The organism is Sphingobacterium sp. JB170 (assembly GCF_900163865.1).
In the GTDB taxonomy this organism is placed as follows: Bacteria; Bacteroidota; Bacteroidia; order Sphingobacteriales; family Sphingobacteriaceae; genus Sphingobacterium.
This window is the reverse complement of sequence record NZ_FUKU01000061.1, coordinates 64,957-87,566: the sequence shown is the minus strand read 5'-3', so window position 1 is coordinate 87,566 and position 22,610 is coordinate 64,957. Positions and strand designations below refer to the sequence as shown.

Here is a 22,610-nt window from a genome sequence, read left to right as displayed (position 1 = left end):
AGGCGTGTTCGGGACTTACACCCTAGAGTTATTGCCCATGCTGGGCACACCAAAAAAAGCCGGTCTCTCGCGAAAGGACCGGCTGATATAAGTCTTTTATTAAATTAAATTTGTTTATCTAATTTTTCTTTAAGAACAGATTTAGGCGCTGCGCCAATATTCTTATCAACGATTTCACCATTTTTGAAGTATAATAACGCTGGGATATTTCGGATGCCATATTTGACGGAAATATCTGGATTATTATCCACATTTACTTTTCCGACTACCGCTTTACCTTCGTATTCGGAGGCGATTTCGTCTACTAGTGGTCCCACTAGACGACATGGACCACACCATTCAGCCCAAAAATCGAGCAAAACAGGTTTATCTGATTTTAGCACCAATTCGTCAAAATTGCTATCTGTAATTTCTAATGCCATAGTATTTTCGTTTTAATTTTTTGAATATTCTATCTCTACTATACAAAGATAAAAATTTAACAAGTTATATTCGTCATCGGGCGTTCATAAAATTCTATTGCTTATCAATTTAATCTATATTTGAGCCCTTCAAGGTTTTCAATACCATCGAGAAATTCGTTCGTTAAATTTATGCGCAGCGATTTGGCCGGCATTTCAATAGCGAGTTCATCTTGCATATCAAGAATTTTAAATTTCAACTGGCAATTCGATTCCGCCCCTTCAACCTTAGCCTCTTGAATCAAACTTTGTACTGTCTGGATTAACTCCGTATCAAGCCGATGCAGTGGCATCTGAATGGTAAAGCTTTTAGCCATCTTATCGCGCAACTCCGAAAGCAGTTGGATATTCTTGAGCTCGAAGCCCCAGTTACCAACCTGTTTAAAACGTTCTTGGACGAGTCCTCTTATTTGCACGAAGAACCCTTCTTGTAAGTATCCCTTAAATTTCACGTAGTCTTCTCCAAAAACCATTACTTCATAAGAATCTCCATAATCCTCTATTACAAAGGATCCAAAAGGTTTACCGTTCTTAGAAATTCGGTGATTTGCCAGCGCGATCACGCCACCAATCACCACTTCCTTGTTTTTTATTCTGTTGAAATCTAGTAAAACCTCGTCTTCAACTTCGCTGGCCTTAGCCTTGTTTATTAGTTGCAAATCGCGTACGCGATTTTGGCAAAAATGTTTTATTTCAAATTTATAGTTGTCCAATGGATGACTGGTAAGGTAAATTCCAATCACATCCCGTTCATATTTTAATTTCTCGATTAAGCCCCATTGTGGACATGGCGCGAAGATGGGCTCGGGTAATTCCGTTGCAGCTGAACCACCAAAAAGACTTCCTTGCGCCGAGTTTTCATTTTCTTTAAACCTATTCCCATATTTAATTGCCTTTTCTAAGCCAGTGCTGTTATCCCCATCCGAGTAAAAATACTGCGCCCGGTGGGTGTCGATAAAGCTATCAAGGCCTCCGGCGTATGCAAGACTTTCAAATGCTTTTTTATTTGCTGCCCGTAAATCGATACGTTTAGCCAAGTCAAAAACAGACTTGTAGCGCCCATCTTTCATCCGTGTTTGTACGATCGTATCCACCGCACCAGCGCCCACCCCTTTCACTGCGCCCATACCAAACCGAATCGCTCCCTGATCGTTCACAGTAAACTTATAATGCGACTCATTAACGTCGGGAGTTAAGACACGTAAGCCCATGCGCTTACACTCTTCCATAAAAAATGTCACTTGTTTTATATCGTTCATGTTGTTGGACAATACTGCGGCCATGTACTCTGCAGGGTAGTGTGCTTTTAAATAGGCCGTTTGATAGGCAACCCAAGCGTAGCAGGTCGAGTGGGATTTATTGAATGCATACGACGCAAAAGCCTCCCAGTCAATCCATATTTTTTCCAGTACTTTTGGATTATGACCATTGTTTGCTGCCTGTTCAACGAATTTCGGCTTCATTTTATCGAGGACCGCCTTTTGCTTTTTACCCATCGCCTTACGCAAAACATCGGCATCACCCTTTGAAAAACCTGCTAGCTTCTGCGATAGAAGCATTACTTGTTCTTGGTATACGGTAATACCATATGTTTCCTGTAGGTATTCTTCGCAGGCTTCTAAATCATATTTAATCTCTTCTATACCGTGTTTACGCTTAATAAACAAGGGAATATACTCCATCGGACCGGGCCGATATAACGCGTTCATGGCAATTAAATCCGCAAAAACGGTCGGTTTCAACTCCTTCATGTACTTTTGCATCCCGGGCGATTCGTATTGAAAGACACCTACTGTCTCACCGCGCTGGAAGAGTTCATATGTCAGCAGGTCATCGATCGGAAATTTATCGGGGTTAAGCTCGATACCATGACGTAGCTTAACATTGCTTACGGTATCTTTTATTAATGTTAATGTTTTGAGCCCCAAGAAGTCCATCTTGAGCAGGCCCGCGCTTTCTACCACCGAGTTGTCAAATTGCGTAACGAATAAATCGGAGTCTTTGGCTAGGGATACGGGAACAAATTTTGTGATATCATCAGGCGTGATGATGACGCCACAAGCGTGGATCCCAGTGTTACGCATCGACCCTTCAAGGACCCTTGCCTGCTTGATTGTCTCGGCTTCCAGTCCAGCGCCCTCGGCAAGTGATTTTAAACGATTAACAGCCTCGAGTTCTTCAGAGCGCAGAGTTTCCTTGAGTGCTTTTTCGTCTAACGAAAATATCTTGGCTAATTTGAGGTTTGGAATTAGCTTCGCAATTTCGTTGGCATCCTGCAGGGACAAGTCTAATACGCGTGCGGTATCTTTGATTGATGACTTAGCAGCCATCGTACCGTAAGTAATGATTTGCGCAACCTGTGAGGCACCGTATTTATTGATTACGTACTGCATGACCCGTCCGCGCCCTTCATCATCAAAGTCGATGTCAATATCGGGCATCGATACACGGTCAGGATTTAGGAAACGTTCAAATAGCAAATCATATTGTATGGGGTCTAGATTCGTAATTCCCAAACAATAGGCGACGGCAGACCCTGCGGCTGATCCACGCCCAGGGCCGACGGAGACGCCCATGTTGCGCGCTGCTGCTATAAAGTCATGTACAATTAAGAAATAGCCCGGATATCCAGTTTTTTCAATCGTGGCTAATTCGAAATCCAGCCGTTCGGTTATCACTTCGTCAATCTCGGGGTAGCGCTGTGCAGCCCCCTCGTACGCCAGGTGGCGGAGGAATGCATTTTCACCGCGTTTGCCTCCATCTACATCGTCCTCTGCAAACTGAAATATTTCGGGAATATCAAATTTAGGAAGCAACACGTCGCGGTTGAGAGAATATATTTCAATCTTATCCAGGAGCGACTGAATATTGATAACCGCAGAAGGAGTATCTGAAAAGACTTCCTTCATTTGATCTGAGGATTTAAAATAGTAATCTTGATTTGGCAATCCAAACCGGAACCCTCTACCGCGGCCTTTTGGCGTGGAAAGTTTTTCGCCATCTTTCACACACAATAAGATATCATGAGCATGAGCATCCTCCTTTTTCAAATAGTAGGTGTTGTTGGTTGCGATGAGTGCAACCTGATGACGATCTGCTAGCTCGATTAATGTTTGATTGACCCGATCCTCATCTTCCTGCCCATGACGCATTAGTTCAATGTAAAAGTCATCCGAAAACTGCTCTTTCCACCAAAGTAAAGCTTCCTCCGCTTGCGACTCCCCTATGTTTAGTACTTTGCTAGGCACCTCTCCATAGAGATTCCCCGAGAGTACGATGAGATCGCCCTTATACTGCTCGATCACCGATTTATCGATCCTTGGGACATAATAGAACCCTTCAGTGTAGGCTATCGAGGCCATTTTGGCCAGATTGTGGTATCCGGCTTTATTTTTTGCTAAGAAAACGACTTGATAGCCGTTATCCTTACGTTTTTTATCATTATGATCCTCGCATACGAAAAACTCACAACCTACAATCGGTTTTATTATTTTACCTGTAGGCTCCTCGCCATTTTGGATCGCCTGTTCATTTTTTGCTTCAATTTCTTTATTATAACCAAGCGCTTTGCTTACAAAATGAAAAGCCCCCATCATGTTTCCGTGATCGGTCAACGCTACAGCGGGCATTTCGGCTTTTGCGGCAGCCTCCACTAGTGCACCGATTGCAATTGTTGATTGCAGTACGGAAAATTGCGAGTGGTTGTGTAAATGCGCAAATTCAGCTGCCTTTAGCGCTTCTTTCAAAGCATCATCAATCTTCACAACAGGCGTCTCTACCTCGATCTCTTTGAGAATTTCCTGCGAGGCAGCTTTTAAATTAATATGCTTTAAGCCTACGGAATCAATTGTTGTCGGATTTTGCTCAACAAAATTCACAAAGTACCCTTGGTCTACCTGTAGCTCCGCTGTGGTGAAAACCTCCCGGCGTACAAGTTCAAAGAAACAGCGCGTGGTAGCCTCCACATCAGCCGTCGCGTTATGAGCCTCGGAAAACGGCACACCAAACAGGTAGCTATGCAATTCTGTAAGGTTAGGCAGCTTAAATCGTCCCCCACGCCCCCCTGGAAGTTGCAACAGATTTGCAGTAACTTCCGTACAGGTGTCTAAAACCGGCATATTTGCCATGGGTGATTCAACACCATAACGGTATAACTCACTACCCATAATGTTGATATCAAACCCGATATTTTGGCCGACTACAAATTTAGCTTTACTAAGCGCTTGATTGAATAATTCCAACACACCTTGAAGCGGCACACCATCACGTTCCGCGAGCGCGGTGGAAATACCGTGAATCTGTTCCGAATCGTATGGGATATTAAAACCGTCGGGCTGTATCAAAAAATCTTGATGTTCAATTAGGCGTCCCATCTCATCGTGTAACTGCCAAGCAATCTGAATACAACGCGGCCAATTTTCGGTATCCGTAATTGGTGCGTCCCAGCGCTTCGGTAACCCCGTGGTTTCCGTATCGAATATTAAATACATACTAGTTTCTGTCCCTTTCTTCTAAGACAAATCTACAAAAAATATACAGGCCTTGGATACCTCCTTATAGGTAAAAACAATTACATATCGCTATCCCAATGAGCGCTAGCTGGTAACGTTTATTTCTATTTTGTATTTTTTGTATACGGATATAATAGTGATAATTTTAGCCTTCGCAGCATAGGAGTACACTCCGTTAAAGCAATTTTTGCTAAGATTTTGACAATATAAGATCGTTTTTTTCCAGATCAAATTCCCATATTTACATTGCAATACAGCAGCATAAATAAAAACACAAATCTATGTTTTCAACGGAGACCTACCAGCGGCGAAGAGACAAATTGGCAAATTCTAATAGCGAGGGGATTTTCCTTTTTTTAGGTAACATCGAGAACCCCATTAACTTTGAACATAATGCCTATCCATTTCGTCAAGATAGCACGTTTTTATATTTCTTCGGCATTAGTCAACCTGCCATCGCAGCGATTATTGATCTAGATGAACAAAAGACGATCGTCTTTGGCGATGAGGCCACGCTAGACGAAATCGTATGGACGGGTAAATTAGAGACTTTAAAATCAAAAAGTCAAAAATCTGGGGTGAGCCATACCCTTCCCTATTCGCAGCTAGGTCAATATTTAAATAACGCAAAAAATAAGGGACGAAAAGTCCATTTTCTACCGCCCTATCAATCTGCCAATAAACTTTTGCTAAGCGACTTACTAGGTCAGCCGGTGAAGCAATTACAAGCGTCCCCGACGTTCATAAAAGCGGTCGTTGCCTTAAGGGCGATTAAAGAAGATCAAGAAGTACAGCAAATTGAGGAGGCTGTTCGCGTTTCCACCGAAATGCATTTATTAGCCATGCGGCTTACCAGAGCAGGGATTAAGGAAGGAAATATAGCGAGTGAAATAGCATGTTTTGCTGCGAACCACAATTGTAGACTGGCTTACCCGCCAATTGTAACCAAACACGGGGAAATATTGCATAACTCCCATCAATTGAATACTATTGAAAATGGCGATATGTTGCTTAATGATTCGGGAGTAGAAACTCAGATGGGCTATGCCGCGGATTTAACGAGAACGATCCCGGTAGGCAAACGGTTTAGCAGTAAACAAAAAGAAATATACAATATTGTCCTCGATGCGTTATCAGCGGCTAGAGACGCACTTAAACCGGGGATAAAATATAAAGAAGTCCACCTTTTGGCTTGCCAGCGGCTAGTGAAGGGGCTCGTATCACTTGGGATTATGAAAGGCGACCCAGACAAGGCCGTAGCGCAGAACGCACATAGCCTTTTTTTCCAGTGTGGGCTAGGTCATTTGATGGGATTGGATGTACATGATATGGAGGACCTGGGCGAGCAGTATGTCGGATACACACCGGGAGAACCAAAGGATACGCATACCTTTGGATTAAAATCATTGCGGTTAGGTCGAACGTTGGAAAGCGGATTCGTCGTGACCGTGGAGCCCGGAATTTATTTTATCCCGACATTAATTGACCAGTGGCAGTCAGAAAATAAGCTTTCTGAATTCATAAACTACAATAAACTAGCCCAATACCGGGATTTTGGCGGAATCCGTATAGAAGATGATTTCTTGATCACCCAAGACGGATATCGTTTGTTAGGTCCAGAACTAATTAAAACAGTAGATGAAATTGAAAACTATAGATCGCATAATGCTTAACAAAGCAATCCTATTCATTACCTGCACCCTGCTTGCGTTCAGCATGCAACGCGTGCAGGGGCAAATACAGTGGACGCCGGACGGAAACGGATATTATTCGTTTTCTGAGCAGGGAGTAAAGATCGTGAACCTACTCGATCCAACTAAAAGTTCCGTTTTTTTAACCCAACAAGAGCTTATACCCACGGGTGCAACACAACCTTTAGACGTGCAAAGCTTCCAGGTTTCGCCCCAAGGTGATCAACTCTTACTGTTCACCAATACAAAGCGGGTATGGCGCGAGCACACACGGGGCGACTATTGGATATTCAACCGCAAAACCAAAAAATTACACCAACTTGGTGCGCAACATCCGCAGTCGAATTTAATGTTTGCTAAATTCGCTCCTGATGGGATGCGGGTTGCTTATGTCTTTAAGCACAATATCTACGTTGAATACTTAGCGGACCATACCACCAACCAGATCACAAAAGATGGTGGTAAAGGTATTATCAACGGTACCTTCGACTGGGTATATGAGGAAGAGTTTGGAACGCAAGACGGCTTTCGCTGGTCTCCCGATAGTAAGAAAATTGCTTATTGGAAATTAGATGCACATGATACACGAAATTTCCTGATGATTAACAACACCGATAGCCTGTATTCTTTCACGATACCTGTAGAATACCCTAAAGTAGGCATGGCTCCTTCGGGCGTAAGCGTGTGGATTGCAGATATCACAACAAAAAACGAGACTAAAATAATCGTTCAAGGCGAGGAAAACCAAATCTATATTCCGCGTATGGAGTGGTTAAACAACTCCTCGGCAATCATTCTTCAAAAGCTAAACCGCAAGCAAAACCACAGCGAAATAATTCTAAGCAACACGGCTACTGGTGAGTCAAAAGTAATACACCAGGAATCCAGCGATACCTGGATCGATATCAAATCACGTTGGAATAATAATGACCCAAGCGGATGGGACTGGATCGACCAAAACACGAAATTCCTTTGGGTCTCTGAAAAAAGTGGATGGAGACAGATTTATGCCATTGATCTTAGTGGCAAGGAACAGCGAATCACTCAAGACGATTTTGATGTAATTAATATCGAGAGAATCGACCCGAACCACCGTACAATATATTTCACTGCTTCTCCGCAGAATGCCACGCAGAAATATCTATATAGCGTGAATATGAACGGTGGAAAGGCAAAACGCGTGACACCGCAAGAATATTCAGGCAGCAATAGTTACACGATATCGCCCAACGGGAACCTCGCTCTTTTTACCTCGAGCAATACCGAGCGCTATTTAGGAGGGGCAGTGATAGCACTGCCTCAGCACAAACAGCTACAGGCTGCCAGTCGAGAAATTCACGCAAAGGCTGACGAGTCGAAAGTAGAATTTTTTCAAGTAACTACAGCAGACAGCGTGACACTCGACGGATGGATGGTCAAACCGACTAATTTCGATGCGAATAAAAAATACCCGATCGTATTCTATGTTTATGGCGAACCCGCTTCCCAGACGGTTACCGATAGCTATGGCATCGGTAAAAACAGGCTTTACAATGGGGACATGGCCGCCGATGGATACATTTACGTCTCTCTTGAAAATCGAGGCACACCGGCACCCAAGGGCGCCGCGTGGCGCAAATCCATCTACCGAAAAATTGGACGATTAAATATTCGCGATCAGGCGATGGGTGCCATAGAAGTATTCAAATTCGGCTTCGTCGACACCAGTAGAGTGGCCGTATGGGGCTGGTCTGGAGGAGGCGCCTCTACCCTTAATTTACTCGGACAATATCCAGATATATACCAAACCGGAATCGCTGTGGCGCCTGTCACCAATCAGCTTCTATACGACAACATCTATCAAGAACGCTACATGGGACTGCCTCAAGAGAATAAAGCCGATTTTATCGAAGGATCAGCCCTTAAATATGCACAAAATGTGAAAGGAAACTTACTTTTGATTCACGGTACGGGAGATGATAATGTGCATTATCAAAATGCAGAAGTTTATATCAATGCGCTGATTGAGAATAATATTCCTTTCCAAATGATGTCCTACCCTAACCGAAGCCATGCTATCAACGAAGGTAAGGGTACTTCCGCTCATTTAGCGACAACCTATACACGCTTTCTAAAAGAAAACTGCCCGCCAGGAGGAAAATAAAATATACATGTAAAATCTAAAATGCATCCTGAATGATACAGTCAGAATGCATTTTTTGTTGCAAGTAATACAAACAAATCATAACAGTGGAATCACAAATATTCCCGCGGAAAGCTAAGAGGTATGTTAGGTTATCCTCTTCAGAATAGAGGGCCAAAAAATAATATTTAAAATATGTTGAAAATGCGAAAAAACATTTTGAATAGTGTACAAAATACACTATCTTTGTTTCATCATAATTTAGGTTTATAATTGGTTAGCTAAAGGTTTTCATTCTCCCCGTTTGAAAACCTTTTTTTGTACCTATATCCCTTCTAAATCCGCTAAATATTATTAATATTCGTTATCTTTAATCGTAAATCAACACGTTTAATTAAGATTCCAACTATGATTCATACTGAGAAGACATTAAGCGAAGTACTTAATATTTTAAGAGAGCGCGGCTACACAATGGATTACAACTTGCTGGAAGTACAAGATTCCTATATAACCGGAGGCGAGAAAGTTAGCCTAAAAAACCTTGTGATTGACCGAACCTACCGGTTTGCCCCGATGAATAATGTCGAAGATGAGGCAATTTTGTACGCCATGCATAATAAGAACGACGGCTCAAAAGGCGTTTTTGTCAATGGATACGGCATCTCTGCCGATAGTGAAGCCTCAGAAATTATTCGACAAATATCCGATTCAGCAGATACAGACGATGATTGGACGATTTGACCGCTGCTTTATTATTTACTAAAAAGGTAAAACAAAAAAGCGAGTCATTCGTTATTTTATAACAAAGTGGTTGTTGTAAGCTGCATGCTAAATGTATGGGGTATTACGATTAATCCTAAGGAAGCCCAAAAAAATTACGTTTTGGGCTTCTCTATTTTAGTTACCGCAAGAGAAATGTTAAAAAAAGTTAACAAACGCATTGCATTATACTACCATCAATATTATTCCGTTTTAGTAGTATAATTTCATAATTTAGGTTAATAATTGGTTTGGTAAAATCCTGAAGCTCCCCGCCTCAGGATTTTTTTTGTTGTTTTCAACATATACATCAAGCGAGAACGCCTAATATCTAAATTCCCCTACGCATACTACTTTTAAATTTTGTTGATCCGAACGTTACTGATATAGATTTCGGATTCATTCTTGTCATTGTTGACCGCTAAATAAAAGTATTTCTTGGTCATTGAATCAATCATCTCGGTATCTAACACTTTAAATTCGTTAATGTATGCGCTCATTCGATCACCTTCAATCTTCAACTTCACTTTCATAACGTCGTTCACGAAATAGGACATATTAGCTTCAATTTCGCTCTTTTTGTTCGGAGAAACCTCCTTACTGGTGAAGCTGAAGCGGTTAAATTGATACGACGCTTCCACATTTACTGGGTTTTGGTAGGCTAGATAATAATGGCTACCAACCCCTCGTTGGTAATCAAATCCAAAATCTACCTCAAATTTATTTTCGGTCGAAGACAAGGTTAAAAGATCAAACTCAATCGTAAAATTCTCTGGAATACGGACAAGCGGTTTAATCTTATAGGTATTCGCATCGTACAACTTTAACCATTTCCCGTCAAATCCTTCAACGGTTTGTACCGCGCCCGTCCCATTGCTTGTCCATTTTGTAGCCATCTTACCGGGTGTGTCCGCTGTAAAATCATCAAAAAATATCATTTCACTGCCGCGCACAAAATCATTCTTTAATAACGGAATGTTCTTAAAAGGTCCCGTTTGACGTGAATTATTACTGGATTTTTCGCCTCCGGCAGAGGGATTTGTAGGGTTTTCGTTCTCGGGAATAACTCCCTCGATACTCTTGTCAATAACTTTCTCTGCCTTTTGTTCCAATTTTTTACCGAGCTTTCTAAGAATTTGTGAATGCGCATTTATACAGAAAAATAAACAACCTATTAATATTAGGAAGCCATAATTTGGTCTTTTCATAATAATTTCAAATTTTTTGTATGTAAATATATAATTTTCAGGCTATAATTTGAAGAATTGTCTTGCAACTTCGCTACATGGGGTGCTAAATAACACCATTGATTAGGGTCAATGTGTGCAAACATATATGCATTATATCACACTTTCCATCATATAGTGACACCCACAAGTACGCTCAAAATTTAATTTCCATCCGGTTTAATGTCACTATTTTTGATGCTCCTCGGCCATTCCCACTGGTCTACTCTATCCGGCTGTGAAGGATCATAACGCTTAAAATCAACAATATGTTCGCCTATCGGAAGTCTATTATCCTGAATGCCTTGCAACACCATCTTAGCGATTTGATGTGCACCATAGGTATTGAAGTGGGTATTTTCGTGCAATGCTTCCGGCTGATCCGCAAAGGTATTTGTAGCATAGTGAACAAACGCCCGTTTAGAACCCTTCACACCTAATGTTACGTAAAATGTACGAGTCATCTTATTTAAGTCTATAATCGGTATCTGCAGTTCTTCGCCCACTTCGCGCGCCGCCTTTGGGTAATCATCGCGCGTATATCGCAACCGTCCGTGGGCATCGAACGAACGCCTAGCCGTGGATGTCACGATCACCGGGATCGCTTCGTATATCCATTATATGGGCCTGCTTGGGGGCCCTTTTCCTTTTGGTCATTATGTCCAAACTCAATGAACAGATAATCCCCTGGTTTAGCCATTGTCAAAATTTTAACGAGTCGTCTCGACGATATAAAGGGACTCAATGCCAAACCGGATTCGGCGTGATTGGCGATAGCAACTTGATCATCAAAAAAACGGGGAATCATTTGTCCTCTAGATGCCCATGGTTCGTACTCTTGATTAACGACTGTTGAGTTACCCGCTAAAAAATCGTCGGTATACCACTCACCGACTCTACCCGTATATAGGCTATATGGCTGGTATGTTGAAATTCCAACGTAAGTTTATTGTCCCAATCTAATTTTTTGAGTTCGCGAGGTTTTTTCAGGCGGACATACTCTCCTTTACGAATCAATGCGTCCTTTGTATGTACAATAAACTTTTTCTCTACAAACGAGTTCTTTTCAACATTTATCTGTTCCAAATGCAAACCCCTTGATTCTGAACGTACCGTACTGATATACGCACGATCAGATAACCTTATATACCCAATTGTTACTCGGTAATTTCCTTCCGGTAATGCAAGTGAAAAATAAAATGGTCGATTGCTGATTAATGAATGACTATTCTTGAGGAAATTGACATTTTTCTCGGTACCAAACTCGAATCCAAATTGATTTTTCACGTCATAGGGTTCCGCAGTTTTCAAAACAGTGGAACGGCTGCTGTGCTTTGCTACGAACGAAAATTCTTTATGAATCCGCTGGACGAACAGTGATTGACTACTTAAAAAGCAACAGCACTGTTAACGTATAGCTATAAAAATTAATCACGGTGACCTATCGATCCATCATTGGTATTCCCGAAGGTATCGATATGCTATGTCAGCCGCAACCTGTGGCAACCCGTTTGCCGCCGCTACCCAGCGCGGATCTCGAGCGGTATCGCATCAACAAGGCCAAACCGTGTGGGAGCTCCCGACGACCGATAGCTTTAAAACAATAAAATAAATAAGCTTATAAATTGACTTCTAGGTATCTGTACACGCTTTAGTTTAGGACGGAGGCAAGAACGTTATTAATGACGCGATAGCACTATCCGTCCAATTGTGCTTGCCCCGACTCGCCTGTAATTCGAACCACATATCTACTTTTCCAAAATTGGTGAACACCATAATAAGATAAGGGCGTTTACAAGTTAACGAGATTCTACTTTAAAAATTAAATCTTGAACCCGTGTCCGTATGCGAAGCGGGAGCTGCTCATAGGCGTGTTGATCCAAACTAAATCGTTCACCACCATCATGGGTGTTATGAAAGAAATAATCGCGTAGACTATCTCTATCGGCTTCTTGTGTGCTAAAATAGAATGCGTATTCCGAATCTACCACACCGATCACGTATTCCAATTTTTCTCGACTGAGATGTGTAATATCCATTTTTCTTCTCCTTTGATCTGCAATAATAACAAACGAAATCAACAATAGTTATTTTTCGACGGTAAACTCGTCAGACAATATCCTTGGATTATACAGGTTCTTCGGCTTCGAATGGAATAGCTAGGGATCGGGACACCGCAACCCTACACCGTAATTTACAAGTCTATATTTGGATATTATATAATCTACGAACGTTCATCGATTGAATATTAATTTAGATCGATTGGTAACGTTATCGGCAACGATTGCGTAGTTTTTCTGCTCAGCTAAACAACGATTACTACTTTAAATTACCTACTTTCATTTTTAGCTAATCAAAAAGATAGTGGCATAGCTCATGCCAATAAAACCTTTATAAACAATGACTATGTTCGATAATAGAGATAGACATATAGCGTTTTGTTTCGGTGTACCGTGAATAACACGCTGCCAATAACCAATAATCAATTAACGAAAGTATTAACCAACTTATCATTTAATGAAAAATCTATTATTAATGTTCGTACTCCTCATCTTTGGCGGGTATGTAAGCGCACAATCAACCGAATTTAGCGGGCTTGTGACTGATCCGAAAGGAACGGCACTAGCCGGTGTGAGCGTCCGCGTCACCGACACAAACAGCGGTACAAGCACGTTGGATAACGGTACATTTAATTTTACCGCACAAAATCTGCAACCGGTTACACTTCAGTTTACCCTCATTGGGTATAATACGTTAGAACTCCAAGCTACGCCGGGAAAACCATTAAAGGTTACCCTAGTTCAAAGTGACGAAGTTGCCCTGGAAGAAGCAGTCGCGGTCGGTTACGGCACCGTGCGCAAATCGGATCTTACAGGCGCTGTGGGAACGGTTCAGGGTAAAGATTTACAAGCACGCGGCACCACATCCGCTATGGCAGCACTTCAAGGTACTGTTCCTGGCGTGGATATTAGCAGTAATTCGACACGCCCCGGCGCGAGCTTTAGTATCCAGGTGCGCGGACAAAACTCGCTTCAGGCAGGTAGTCCCCTATACATCGTCGACGGTATAGCGACATCGAATATCGATTTTTTAAATCCAGCAGACATTTCGCAGATCGACATCTTAAAAGACGCCTCCTCGACAGCAATTTACGGTTCAAGAGGATCCAATGGGGTTGTGATCGTCAAAACTAAAAATGCCAATCGACCTGGAGACACGCGATCAACAATAACCTACGATGGCTACTACGGTATTAGAAAGCTAGCCCGCATTCCCGATTTCATGGACGGGCGTGAATGGGTAGACTTTCGTACCTCCGCCTTCTACACCTATGCCGACGGTTCATACGGCCTGCCAACGCCGGAAACTGTATTACAAAACTCTCCGATACTGGAGAATCGGTTATATAATGAGGACTACGAAGATTGGCTCGGTCTGGGTACACAAAGTGGACAGCAACAAAACCACTATATTGGTATTTCTGGAGCATCCGATAAATTGGATTACAATTTAGGTGTGGGATATCAACAGGAAGAGGGGAATTTTATCAAAGAACAGCTCGACCGGTATACGCTCAAGCTCTCGGTACAACATCGATTTTCCGACGTGTTTACCTCGGGCGCAAGTATTAACTTCGTACACAGCATAAATAACTTTGGAAGCCAGTATGGTTATCGCGATATTCTGAGAATGCCAAATATCCTGAGTGCTTATGACGAAAATGGAGAGCTTATCGCGCAACCAGGCATTGCATCAGCGATCGATGGTTTGGGTAACTTCACCAGCTCACCCAACCCCCTCAATGAGATTAATAGTGGTACGGAGGAAATCCGTCAATACGACGTACTATCCAGTATATTTGCGGAATTCCGCCCCATCGAAGACTTATCGATACGAAGTACCTTTCTTCCGCGCTTCAATAGAACGCGCACCGGACAGTACTTTGGTGTAGTCCCTGGTACGCGTAACCAAGATCAGGCATTTCAAAACAACGAAGAGTTTTTAGAATGGACGTGGGATAACGTTATTAATTACAAAAAACAGTTTCATGAAGATCACAAACTAGATGTTTCACTTATTCAAAGTGCGTACAAAACACGTTATGAAAACCTATCGGCCGCTTCCATGGATCTTCCCTACCCTTCTTGGTGGTATAATTTATATAGCGGAAAATTTGTATCTGACGGATCCAATTCCTCGTATAACGAAACAAGTCTACTATCCTTTGCAGCACGGGCGAACTACGACTACAAAGGACGCTACCTATTGACCGGTACCATTCGTTATGACGGCAGCTCTAAGTTAAAAGATAAATGGGCAGCATTCCCTTCTGCCGCTTTCGCTTGGCGCATCTCGGAGGAACCTTTTATGCAGGTGGACGCGATCAATGATTTGAAAGCACGCGTCAGCTGGGGTTATTCGGGAAATAACAACGGAATAAACCCCTTTGGTACCCAGCAGGGTCCGCAAACAGGCTCGTTAGTATGGTACGATTATGACGGTAGGGTATTGTCTGGATTTGCTCCAGGGAGACCTGTTAATCAGTCGCTTACTTGGGAAAAAACGCGGGAGGTTAACGTTGGGTTAGATTTTAGCTTGTTCAATAGCCGCGTGCAAGGTACCCTCGATATATACGATAAACTATCCGACGGTTTACTGATGCAACGCACCCTAACGGTTGAATCTGGCGTGGATTATATGATTGACAATATCGGGTCTGTAAACAACCGAGGCATCGAGATAGGCCTAACAACGACAAATATTCGAAAAAATGATTTTAGGTGGTCAACGTCTTTTATGTTTTCACACAACAAAAACGCAATACGCAGCCTTTATGGGAAAAAGGAAGACGTTATCGGACAGCAGCGTTTTATTGGTGAGCCGATCAACGTGATCTACGATTACCGTATCACCGGTCTATGGCGTATCGATCAAATTGAAGAAGCAGTAGCTTTGGGCCAGCAACCTGGCCAGGCAATTGCGCAAGATGTCAATGGAGATGACAATATCACGCCGGACGACAGAACAATTCTAGGCAATCAGGATCCTTCCTGGATTGGTAGTTTCACAAACAATATCCAGTACAAGAATTTCGATTTCTCGTTTAACCTCTACGCCAGACAAGGAATGTTTATCTCATCTGCTTTCCTAGATGAATTTGGTCCAAACAATACGCAGCGCGGTCGCCCGAAGATTAAATACGATTATTATGTACCACCGGGAGTACAGCGTTACGACTGGACAAATTGGGACACCAATTCCGACGGTACGCCGGAGGCCGTTTGGGGAACCAGCGGGCAGGGGAATGAAAATGCAAAATATCCTCATCCACAAAACAAAGGTCCATTCTATGGTAACAATGGACGTTATACGTCCGCATCGTTTGTTAAACTCCGGAATATCGTGTTGGGATACAGCTTACCTGAACGCGTGATATCCAAATGGAAAATGTCGCAATTCCGCATATACGCAAACGTATTAAACCCATTTGTTTTTACATCATATGAAGGCTGGGACCCGGAATATGCGACGACATCGCTTCAAGACGGAAATGGGCCAAGTAGTATTACATATCAACTCGGCGTTAACGTAAGGTTTTAATAATTAGCAAAAATAATCATGAGACTATTCACTTATATTTTACTTTTTACTGGACTGCTGCTAAGCGGTTGCTCCAAGTTTTTAGATGAAGATAATCGAGGAGGAACCAACAACGACGAGTTCTACCAAACCCAAGCAGGATATACAACAGTTATCACTGCGGCCTACGGTTCGCTACGGACCGTCTTTGGGGACACCCCTTGGCTGCAGCTCGCTGGTACTGACACCTACCAAATGAACCGAGGCTTTGATAATCGTGCAATGATGGAATACACGCAGCTTTATGCCGATAATGCCGATGTACTCGCCTTCTATTCGAATTGCTATAGCGCGATACAGACCACTAATATTGCTATTTATTACAATGACGTTGTCGAGGCAGAGGCTGAACAAAAAGCTACTTGGCTTGCCGAAATGCGTTTTCTACGGGCTTTCTATCACTTCCAACTTTTGGAACAGTTCGGAGGTATCGTTATCAACGATGAACCTACTTTAGGAGGTCCACGAATGGAACTTCCGCGCGCTTCGCTGCAGGAGTCATACGATTTTATCATTAGTGAAATGGAAGGTGTTGTGGATCAACTAGGCGAGGATAAAACAAGAGTAAACAAAACGGCTGCCATGCATTATTTAGCCAAAGTATACCTAACGCGTGGTTGGGATCTAGAAAATAATTCAGATTTCGAAAAAGCAAAGCAATATGCGAGCGAAGCAATTGACGGCTATACCATCAGCATTCCCTATGAGCAGCTATGGGACCCTAACAACGAGATGAATGATGAGGTGATCCTTGCGGTGCAGTACGACATTGAATCAATTCCAAGTACGGGCTCTGGGAACAACCAACAATCTTTATTTGGCCCTTACCTCGGTGGAGCCGAACTAAATCACAAATACATGACCTCGGCATTTATTCCTTCATGGAGCTTCCATAACTATTACACGGAGAACGATGCCCGTTACGAAGCAACTTTTATGTTAACCATTTTCGACCAATACTTCGACTATTACGACGCGACCAAAGACAAAGCTACTATTCCAATTCGGGCATATTACCCACGCGTTTGGGGAAGAGAATTCACCAAAGCAGATTCATTAGCATGGGCGGAAGATAAAGGTGACCAGATAGCGAGCAACTTTCGGTATTATCCATTTAAATATAGCGAACAGGCTTATCGCGCAGCCTACCAGATCGATATGAGTACACCTGTTATTAAAAAATTTGATAGTCCAAAAACAAGGAATGTATTTGATACAAAAGCTAGTGTTCGTGACATCGTGCTAGCGCGTAAAGCGGAGAGCTATTTTCTTTATGCGGAAGCTTGTATTGGATTAAACGATTTCGCTATGGCGGGCCAATATGTCGACAAGGTTTTAGCAAGACCTGGAAACGCGAAGAACGGAATGGTGCTCGCTCCTATTCAAAGTATTTCGGGTGCGAGAAATCAAAGTGAGGCACTCGATGCCTATTTAATAGAAAGTGCTAAAGAGTTTATTGGCGAATATATTCGCTGGCCAGAACTTCGTCGTACTGGTAAGCTCAAGGAGTTTTGCGCTAAGTATAACTATGATATCAAGCAAGTGGGTGTCGATAATGCCTTTAAAGGGATCGATGGGGCGGACAAAATATACCGCCCTATTCCACAATCAGCGATCGATATCAACGAAACTGCTATAGAACAAAATCCCGGGTTTTAAGCCGGTCAATAGGAAAAAAATTAATGGGGGGTATTCCGTATTCCCCCCATTTTTAATAATAAGAATACGGAACAATAACATTAAGAGCAAAGGTCAGATCTTACTTCTGCATCCGTGTGGCCAAAAAATTTAATTAAATGAGTTTCGGAGTTCCAAATGCAAAACATTTGTCTTTAATAATTTTAATTTGTTTTTTCTAAAGTTGATTTTCTGTAACGCATTTATATTAAAGAAAAAACGCCAATTTATGATTACACTTAAATTACATTTTCAAACTTAGGGTCTTTGTCCAATGCTTTTTTCAAAATTGCCCGGTTTTCTTCACCCCATTGTTCAATAGTAATAATTAATGGCAACAGTTTTGTGCCAAGCGGGGTAAGCCCATATTCCACTTTTGGGTGCCTGCTATCGTAGGTTTTTTTTGTGATAAATCCGTGCAAGATCAATTCTTGCAACTGCCTATCCATCACTCTTCGATCAACACCTGTAATTACTCTTTGCAACTCACTCGGTCGTTTAAAGTCTTGAGAAATGTAATAGATAAGCATCATTTTCCACTTACCGTTGAGTAATTCTTTAAAAAAATGCAAACCACAATCCAGCTGAACGGGTGTTTTCTTTCTATACATTGAAACGGAAATTGTTAATTCAAAAACGAATTTACAAAAAAAGAATAGTTATCACATACGCATAAATTTGTGCGGTATTGCAGTTGATGTTGAGGTCCAATACCTTTGTTGAAACTTAAAAGAAATAAAATGTTAAAATTTTCATTTTTAATCCGTCGTCCCCCCGAAATGGACCTAGACGCATTTGTAGATTATCACAGAAATAGCCATGCACCGTTGTTTATGTCTATCCCCGAATCGGAAAAATATGTAAAAAAATATGTTGTTTCCCATCCCAACACATTGGAAGGATTTCCAGTGCCCGCTTATGATGGTGTAACCGATATTTATTTTGATTCAATGGACGACTTTAATAGTTTTTTTACTAGTGAAAACTACAAACTAAAAGTCCATCCTGATGAAAGTAATTTCATTGTTTTGAGCGATGTGCTAATTTTAATATCCGATGAATTGATTGTTAAAGCTTAGAAACTGTATTTATTCGCAATGAAGGACAGAATGATTTTGTCCTTCATCTTGTTTAAAAATTTCGCCTATATTCCAAGGGTAATAAATTAAGCTTTATTATTTTATCAAGTGTTTGCGAATGTATAAAATATCAATCCCTATTTTACCAATAGAAGCAATTACAATATTGAGTTGGTAATGAATGCTTTTCATGGGCTGCTACGGTGCCGCATCGACCGCGGGTGCTGATGGTTGTTAAAGCCATGACTCCATAAAATAAACAGGGTTAGTTTGAATAATCAAACCAACCCCATTCGGTTTTCACTAAAACAAAACTTACAACAAACTTTCTTTGTAAATTGGCACACACTCCTTTTTGATCGATAGCGTCACCTAATCTAGTCTCTTTACCATTTTATTGCTACCTCGACCCCATCGGGATCGTTCTCAAATTCTAGTAAATATGTTTTGGACGTCGGATCCCAGTTTTCTTTTTCAAATTGATCCGTTCCATTCACCATTACCTTTTTTGCCTGCCGCGGTAATAAAACGCGGGCGATATTGGTGGTATTAATCGGGCTCTTGGCTACAAATTTATAGCTGCTAGCTGTAAAATCTTCTTCATATACCCTGCTCGCTGCAGCGAGCACCTGCGGTTTGCTACTATTTTCTACGCGTTCTAAATTTAGAAAATAACCCTGTTCGCCAGGTTTTATCGTTCGCGAAGTGTATACCGGTAACTTTGGATCAAATAGATCAATGAATACACCATCGATCTTAAACGGTTCATCACTTACGCTTTCATCGAGCACGGCAATCAAATCAAACATGCCACGTTGTAGATAGAAATTATTTTTAAAAGTAAGCTTGCTCGTAGGGGTATCATAAAATGAACGAACTGATTCTACCAGCGCAGCACTATTATCGGCCCGAATGACAAAGTCCTTTGGATCGGTTCGAATTATATTAACCGCCCCCTTGCCATAGGCGAACACACCGCCCATCTGACTGTCTTTGACGGTAATACCCATTGTCTGAAAAAGGTGATCCGAGGGTGAAGCATAGCTATTCCCTTAACTATTCCACCACTCCTGCACGGACTGAAATGGGTCTTTGTCTGTCGCGCAATATATCAGTTTACCACCATTTTTGACCCAGCTCGCGATTTGCGCATGTGCTTTAGGATCGAGCGGTTTCATATTCGAGTAGGTCATTAGCAACACCTTCGTCTGGGCAAGCGCTTCTGGGTAGCCTAAGTTTTCCATATGCACCGTTTTCACCGGAACGCCACGTTTGAGTAGCGGCAAGGCAAGCCCATAAAAATTTGCTAGCTGCGGATCATCGTAACCATCGTGGGTTGGAAAACGTTGGAACATCAAAGAGTTCGCCATCAGGATGCTTACACCCGTGGAGCCAGATAATTTATTCTCACTTATTGGCATTTGGTTCAGGGAGTTCACCATCACCTGCATCTGCGTGGAATAGTAGCGAGGGATCTTCTCCTTTTTATCGCTGCCAGCATCGGTTTTATACAGACCTTCATATATACGTTCCGGCCAGGGCATAATTTCATAGTCTGCTATCTGCGGGTAGAGCAGCTGCGCGGTAAAGGTCGCTTGATAGTTTTTCTTATAATCTGACCAGTCGCGCGACCAGTCTTCAATCGGATCTGTCAGAAAGAACATTTTACGTCCCGTGGGCGCGGTCATCGATTCCATGGAGCCGTATTCCAAATAGGCAGTTTCGAACACCCGCTCCTTTTCCTTGCCATCAAAGAAATTAGGCTCGCGCGAGGTACCGGTCCACACCTGGGCAATATAACCATCCACCACTGGAAGCGAGGCAAGCTGCGCCTCAGGGCTCACAATCATCCACTGCGAGTAATTGATAAGTGAATGAGTGGGCACGTAACATTTCACGTCCATTCCTTTGCTTTTACCATATTCCTTGGCGTAGGTAAACACTTCATTCAGCGCATTGAGATACAGCGCATATTTCAACTTATTGGCGAGGTACGTGTTCTCGGGAGATTCATGCTGCGCACGCCAGTCGAAGCCATAATACTTTTTCCATTCTTGTTTGAACGCGTCGCTATAACCCGCTCGAGCCCAAAATTCAGGTTCTTCCAGAAAAATAGCGTCTATGCCTGCATCGATTACGGGTTTAATGTGTTTCTCCTTCAGGTAAGTTAAAAAATTGTCTGTCGGAACGATATAGGGTACCATATGACCATGCCAGATTGTATCTTGCTGCATGGTTACCTGGCCTTCATCGAGATGCGGTTTTCCATCCCAATCGCCAACAAAGTAATCTTGATATTCTCCCCAAGCGATTCCGGTCATAAAATGCGGAATATACCCTCTTTCTTTCCAAGACTGCACACGTTCAACGAAGGGAACGCGCCGCGACTTATCCGATGGGTTTCCACCAACACCGTAAATCATCACCGCGTCGGCGCGGTTATCTATGGTAGGCTTCCACTCGCGAGAGGTTTGAAATGTTGTCTTTACTTTATCCACCGTCTGCGCGCTTGCATGATTTATCGATAGGGTCGAAAAAATGAACACAGCGGTTAGTTTGAAATTTACTTGCATAGAAGTTTCAATCATTGTTAGGTTTTTAAATTCGATAATTAGGGTATAACGACAACTTTAGCCTCGTTATAGTTCCATCTTCGTGTTCCCGTTCCTCGCGGTGTATCATAGTTAATACGCGCTGCTGCACGCACAAATACAGTTCTTCCGGCAGGAATCTCACCGTTGGAAACCAGTGTGATCGTTTCGCCCAGCATCGGGTCAAACGTAGAGCCTTCGTATTCAAGCTTGCTTGACCAGCGCTCATCACGTGCGCGATATCCGACAGATGAAGAGTAGCTAACGAAGAGTTGTACATCAGTGATATTTACAAAATCTTCGTTATAATCACCTAGCGGCTCCACCTTGGTGCGAAAGTCTTCTTTAGTTACACCACGCTCAACGCGCACTTGCACCGATACCTTTCCTTCCTCAATCACCGGTTCACCCACCCAGCGTACATGTAAAAAGGGTTGTACCTCAAAACGTACGGTATTGGTTCCACTAAGATCCAAATACTTACTTTCATCGGCAAGCAATTTGCCGCTGGATGTCTCACGCACAAGAGGGATAAACGGTCCATCGACGGTAACGTTATAATGACCCGCAAACAACTTCGTATGCAGAAATGTACCATCCGGCTTGCAGAAGAAATCAGGATTATGCTCCACATTATCTCCCCAACTCAATTCTGTGAGGCGCACGCGTATACCCTCGCCACCTTGATCGGTAAGGATGCGTTCTCCGGAAAGCACATCTACGACCTCTCCTTCTAAGGTTACATCGGGTGCCTCAAAATTATCACGTTCAAATAGGCTGCATGCGCTCAATAAACTCGTCACGAGAATAAACCCACTTAAAATTATTTTATTTATTGCTGTCTGTTTCATGT

Annotated in this window: 17 protein-coding genes; 7 read left to right on the top strand and 10 right to left on the bottom strand. The window is 42.4% G+C overall.

All coding sequences use genetic code 11. The annotated features are described in order from the left end of the window. Nucleotides 1–104: 104 nt before the first annotated feature. Together trxA and dnaE are read right to left on the bottom strand one after the other, a co-directional pair. On the bottom strand, nt 105–422 hold the full coding sequence (gene trxA / locus FM107_RS16650) for a thioredoxin (RefSeq protein WP_086949623.1): 318 nt from the start codon (nt 420–422) through the stop codon (nt 105–107). Between the two features lie 104 nt (nt 423–526). Then, nucleotides 527–4,951 (bottom strand): DNA polymerase III subunit alpha, encoded by a 4,425-nt coding sequence (gene dnaE / locus FM107_RS16645; protein ID WP_086949622.1) that lies wholly within the window; start codon nt 4,949–4,951, stop codon nt 527–529. Between the two features lie 302 nt (nt 4,952–5,253). Here dnaE and FM107_RS16640 point away from each other — a divergent pair, with 302 nt between their 5' ends. The 3 genes from FM107_RS16640 to FM107_RS16630 all read left to right on the top strand — a co-directional run bounded on the left by FM107_RS16640 (nt 5,254) and on the right by FM107_RS16630 (nt 9,526). Next, nucleotides 5,254–6,645, top strand: coding sequence for an aminopeptidase P family protein (locus tag FM107_RS16640; protein ID WP_086949621.1), 1,392 nt, complete (start codon nt 5,254–5,256; stop codon nt 6,643–6,645). After that, on the top strand, nt 6,611–8,806 hold the full coding sequence (locus tag FM107_RS16635; RefSeq protein WP_256959597.1) for a S9 family peptidase: 2,196 nt from the start codon (nt 6,611–6,613) through the stop codon (nt 8,804–8,806). Before FM107_RS16640 ends, FM107_RS16635 begins: the two co-directional genes overlap by 35 nt. 387 nt (nt 8,807–9,193) lie before the next feature. Beyond that, nucleotides 9,194–9,526 (top strand): hypothetical protein, encoded by a 333-nt coding sequence (locus FM107_RS16630; protein ID WP_086949620.1) that lies wholly within the window; start codon nt 9,194–9,196, stop codon nt 9,524–9,526. 374 nt (nt 9,527–9,900) lie between these two features. Here the strand turns inward: FM107_RS16630 and FM107_RS16625 are convergent, their stop codons facing one another. The 3 genes from FM107_RS16625 to FM107_RS16610 all read right to left on the bottom strand — a co-directional run bounded on the left by FM107_RS16625 (nt 9,901) and on the right by FM107_RS16610 (nt 12,057). Next, nucleotides 9,901–10,752 carry a hypothetical protein gene (locus FM107_RS16625; RefSeq protein ID WP_086949619.1) on the bottom strand — a complete coding sequence of 284 codons (852 nt, stop codon included), beginning with the start codon at nt 10,750–10,752 and terminating at the stop codon, nt 9,901–9,903. 182 nt (nt 10,753–10,934) lie between these two features. Beyond that, nucleotides 10,935–11,366: a hypothetical protein gene (locus FM107_RS16620; protein WP_086949618.1), complete on the bottom strand. Its 432-nt coding sequence runs from the start codon at nt 11,364–11,366 to the stop codon at nt 10,935–10,937. A 268-nt stretch (nt 11,367–11,634) separates the two neighbouring features. Then, nucleotides 11,635–12,057 carry a hypothetical protein gene (locus FM107_RS16610; RefSeq protein WP_143559520.1) on the bottom strand — a complete coding sequence of 141 codons (423 nt, stop codon included), beginning with the start codon at nt 12,055–12,057 and terminating at the stop codon, nt 11,635–11,637. A gap of 196 nt (nt 12,058–12,253) precedes the next feature. Between FM107_RS16610 and FM107_RS20060 the strand changes: the two genes are divergently transcribed. Next, a complete protein-coding gene (locus FM107_RS20060) occupies nt 12,254–12,382 on the top strand; it encodes a hypothetical protein (RefSeq protein WP_256959596.1) in 129 nt (42 codons plus the stop codon). Between the two features lie 187 nt (nt 12,383–12,569). On the opposite strand, the gene FM107_RS16605 is transcribed toward FM107_RS20060, so the two are convergent. After that, entirely contained in the window at nt 12,570–12,809 is a 240-nt protein-coding gene (locus tag FM107_RS16605) for a hypothetical protein (RefSeq protein WP_086949615.1), read from the bottom strand. A 478-nt stretch (nt 12,810–13,287) separates the two neighbouring features. Between FM107_RS16605 and FM107_RS16600 the strand changes: the two genes are divergently transcribed. Continuing rightward, nucleotides 13,288–16,371, top strand: a complete 3,084-nt coding sequence (locus FM107_RS16600; protein WP_086949614.1) for a TonB-dependent receptor — start codon at nt 13,288–13,290, stop codon at nt 16,369–16,371. Between the two features lie 18 nt (nt 16,372–16,389). Then, complete coding sequence (locus FM107_RS16595) at nt 16,390–18,069, top strand: RagB/SusD family nutrient uptake outer membrane protein (RefSeq protein ID WP_086949613.1); 1,680 nt, start codon at nt 16,390–16,392, stop codon at nt 18,067–18,069. A gap of 257 nt (nt 18,070–18,326) precedes the next feature. Here the strand turns inward: FM107_RS16595 and FM107_RS16590 are convergent, their stop codons facing one another. Beyond that, entirely contained in the window at nt 18,327–18,698 is a 372-nt protein-coding gene (locus FM107_RS16590; protein WP_086949612.1) for a helix-turn-helix domain-containing protein, read from the bottom strand. A 129-nt stretch (nt 18,699–18,827) separates the two neighbouring features. Between FM107_RS16590 and FM107_RS16585 the strand changes: the two genes are divergently transcribed. Further along, nucleotides 18,828–19,166 (top strand): EthD domain-containing protein, encoded by a 339-nt coding sequence (locus tag FM107_RS16585; RefSeq protein ID WP_086949611.1) that lies wholly within the window; start codon nt 18,828–18,830, stop codon nt 19,164–19,166. 386 nt (nt 19,167–19,552) lie between these two features. On the opposite strand, the gene FM107_RS19800 is transcribed toward FM107_RS16585, so the two are convergent. From FM107_RS19800 to FM107_RS16575, 3 genes are read right to left on the bottom strand one after another with little or no spacing between them, the layout of a single operon-like run. Further along, nucleotides 19,553–20,176, bottom strand: coding sequence for a hypothetical protein (locus FM107_RS19800; protein WP_218779034.1), 624 nt, complete (start codon nt 20,174–20,176; stop codon nt 19,553–19,555). A gap of 42 nt (nt 20,177–20,218) precedes the next feature. Beyond that, nucleotides 20,219–21,754, bottom strand: a complete 1,536-nt coding sequence (locus FM107_RS16580; protein WP_218779033.1) for a hypothetical protein — start codon at nt 21,752–21,754, stop codon at nt 20,219–20,221. A 23-nt stretch (nt 21,755–21,777) separates the two neighbouring features. Beyond that, nucleotides 21,778–22,608: a DUF3823 domain-containing protein gene (locus FM107_RS16575; RefSeq protein WP_086949610.1), complete on the bottom strand. Its 831-nt coding sequence runs from the start codon at nt 22,606–22,608 to the stop codon at nt 21,778–21,780. Nucleotides 22,609–22,610 lie beyond the last annotated feature (2 nt).

Coding starts and splice junctions, on each gene's coding strand:
- trxA (WP_086949623.1), bottom strand. CDS start 422: ATGGCATTAGAAATTACAGATAGCAATTTTGACGAATTGGTGCTAAAA.
- dnaE (WP_086949622.1), bottom strand. CDS start 4,951: ATGTATTTAATATTCGATACGGAAACCACGGGGTTACCGAAGCGCTGG.
- FM107_RS16640 (WP_086949621.1), top strand. CDS start 5,254: ATGTTTTCAACGGAGACCTACCAGCGGCGAAGAGACAAATTGGCAAAT.
- FM107_RS16635 (WP_256959597.1), top strand. CDS start 6,611: ATGAAATTGAAAACTATAGATCGCATAATGCTTAACAAAGCAATCCTA.
- FM107_RS16630 (WP_086949620.1), top strand. CDS start 9,194: ATGATTCATACTGAGAAGACATTAAGCGAAGTACTTAATATTTTAAGA.
- FM107_RS16625 (WP_086949619.1), bottom strand. CDS start 10,752: ATGAAAAGACCAAATTATGGCTTCCTAATATTAATAGGTTGTTTATTT.
- FM107_RS20060 (WP_256959596.1), top strand. CDS start 12,254: ATGTCAGCCGCAACCTGTGGCAACCCGTTTGCCGCCGCTACCCAGCGC.
- FM107_RS16605 (WP_086949615.1), bottom strand. CDS start 12,809: ATGGATATTACACATCTCAGTCGAGAAAAATTGGAATACGTGATCGGT.
- FM107_RS16600 (WP_086949614.1), top strand. CDS start 13,288: ATGAAAAATCTATTATTAATGTTCGTACTCCTCATCTTTGGCGGGTAT.
- FM107_RS16595 (WP_086949613.1), top strand. CDS start 16,390: ATGAGACTATTCACTTATATTTTACTTTTTACTGGACTGCTGCTAAGC.
- FM107_RS16590 (WP_086949612.1), bottom strand. CDS start 18,698: ATGTATAGAAAGAAAACACCCGTTCAGCTGGATTGTGGTTTGCATTTT.
- FM107_RS16585 (WP_086949611.1), top strand. CDS start 18,828: ATGTTAAAATTTTCATTTTTAATCCGTCGTCCCCCCGAAATGGACCTA.
- FM107_RS19800 (WP_218779034.1), bottom strand. CDS start 20,176: ATGGGTATTACCGTCAAAGACAGTCAGATGGGCGGTGTGTTCGCCTAT.
- FM107_RS16580 (WP_218779033.1), bottom strand. CDS start 21,754: ATGATTGAAACTTCTATGCAAGTAAATTTCAAACTAACCGCTGTGTTC.
- FM107_RS16575 (WP_086949610.1), bottom strand. CDS start 22,608: ATGAAACAGACAGCAATAAATAAAATAATTTTAAGTGGGTTTATTCTC.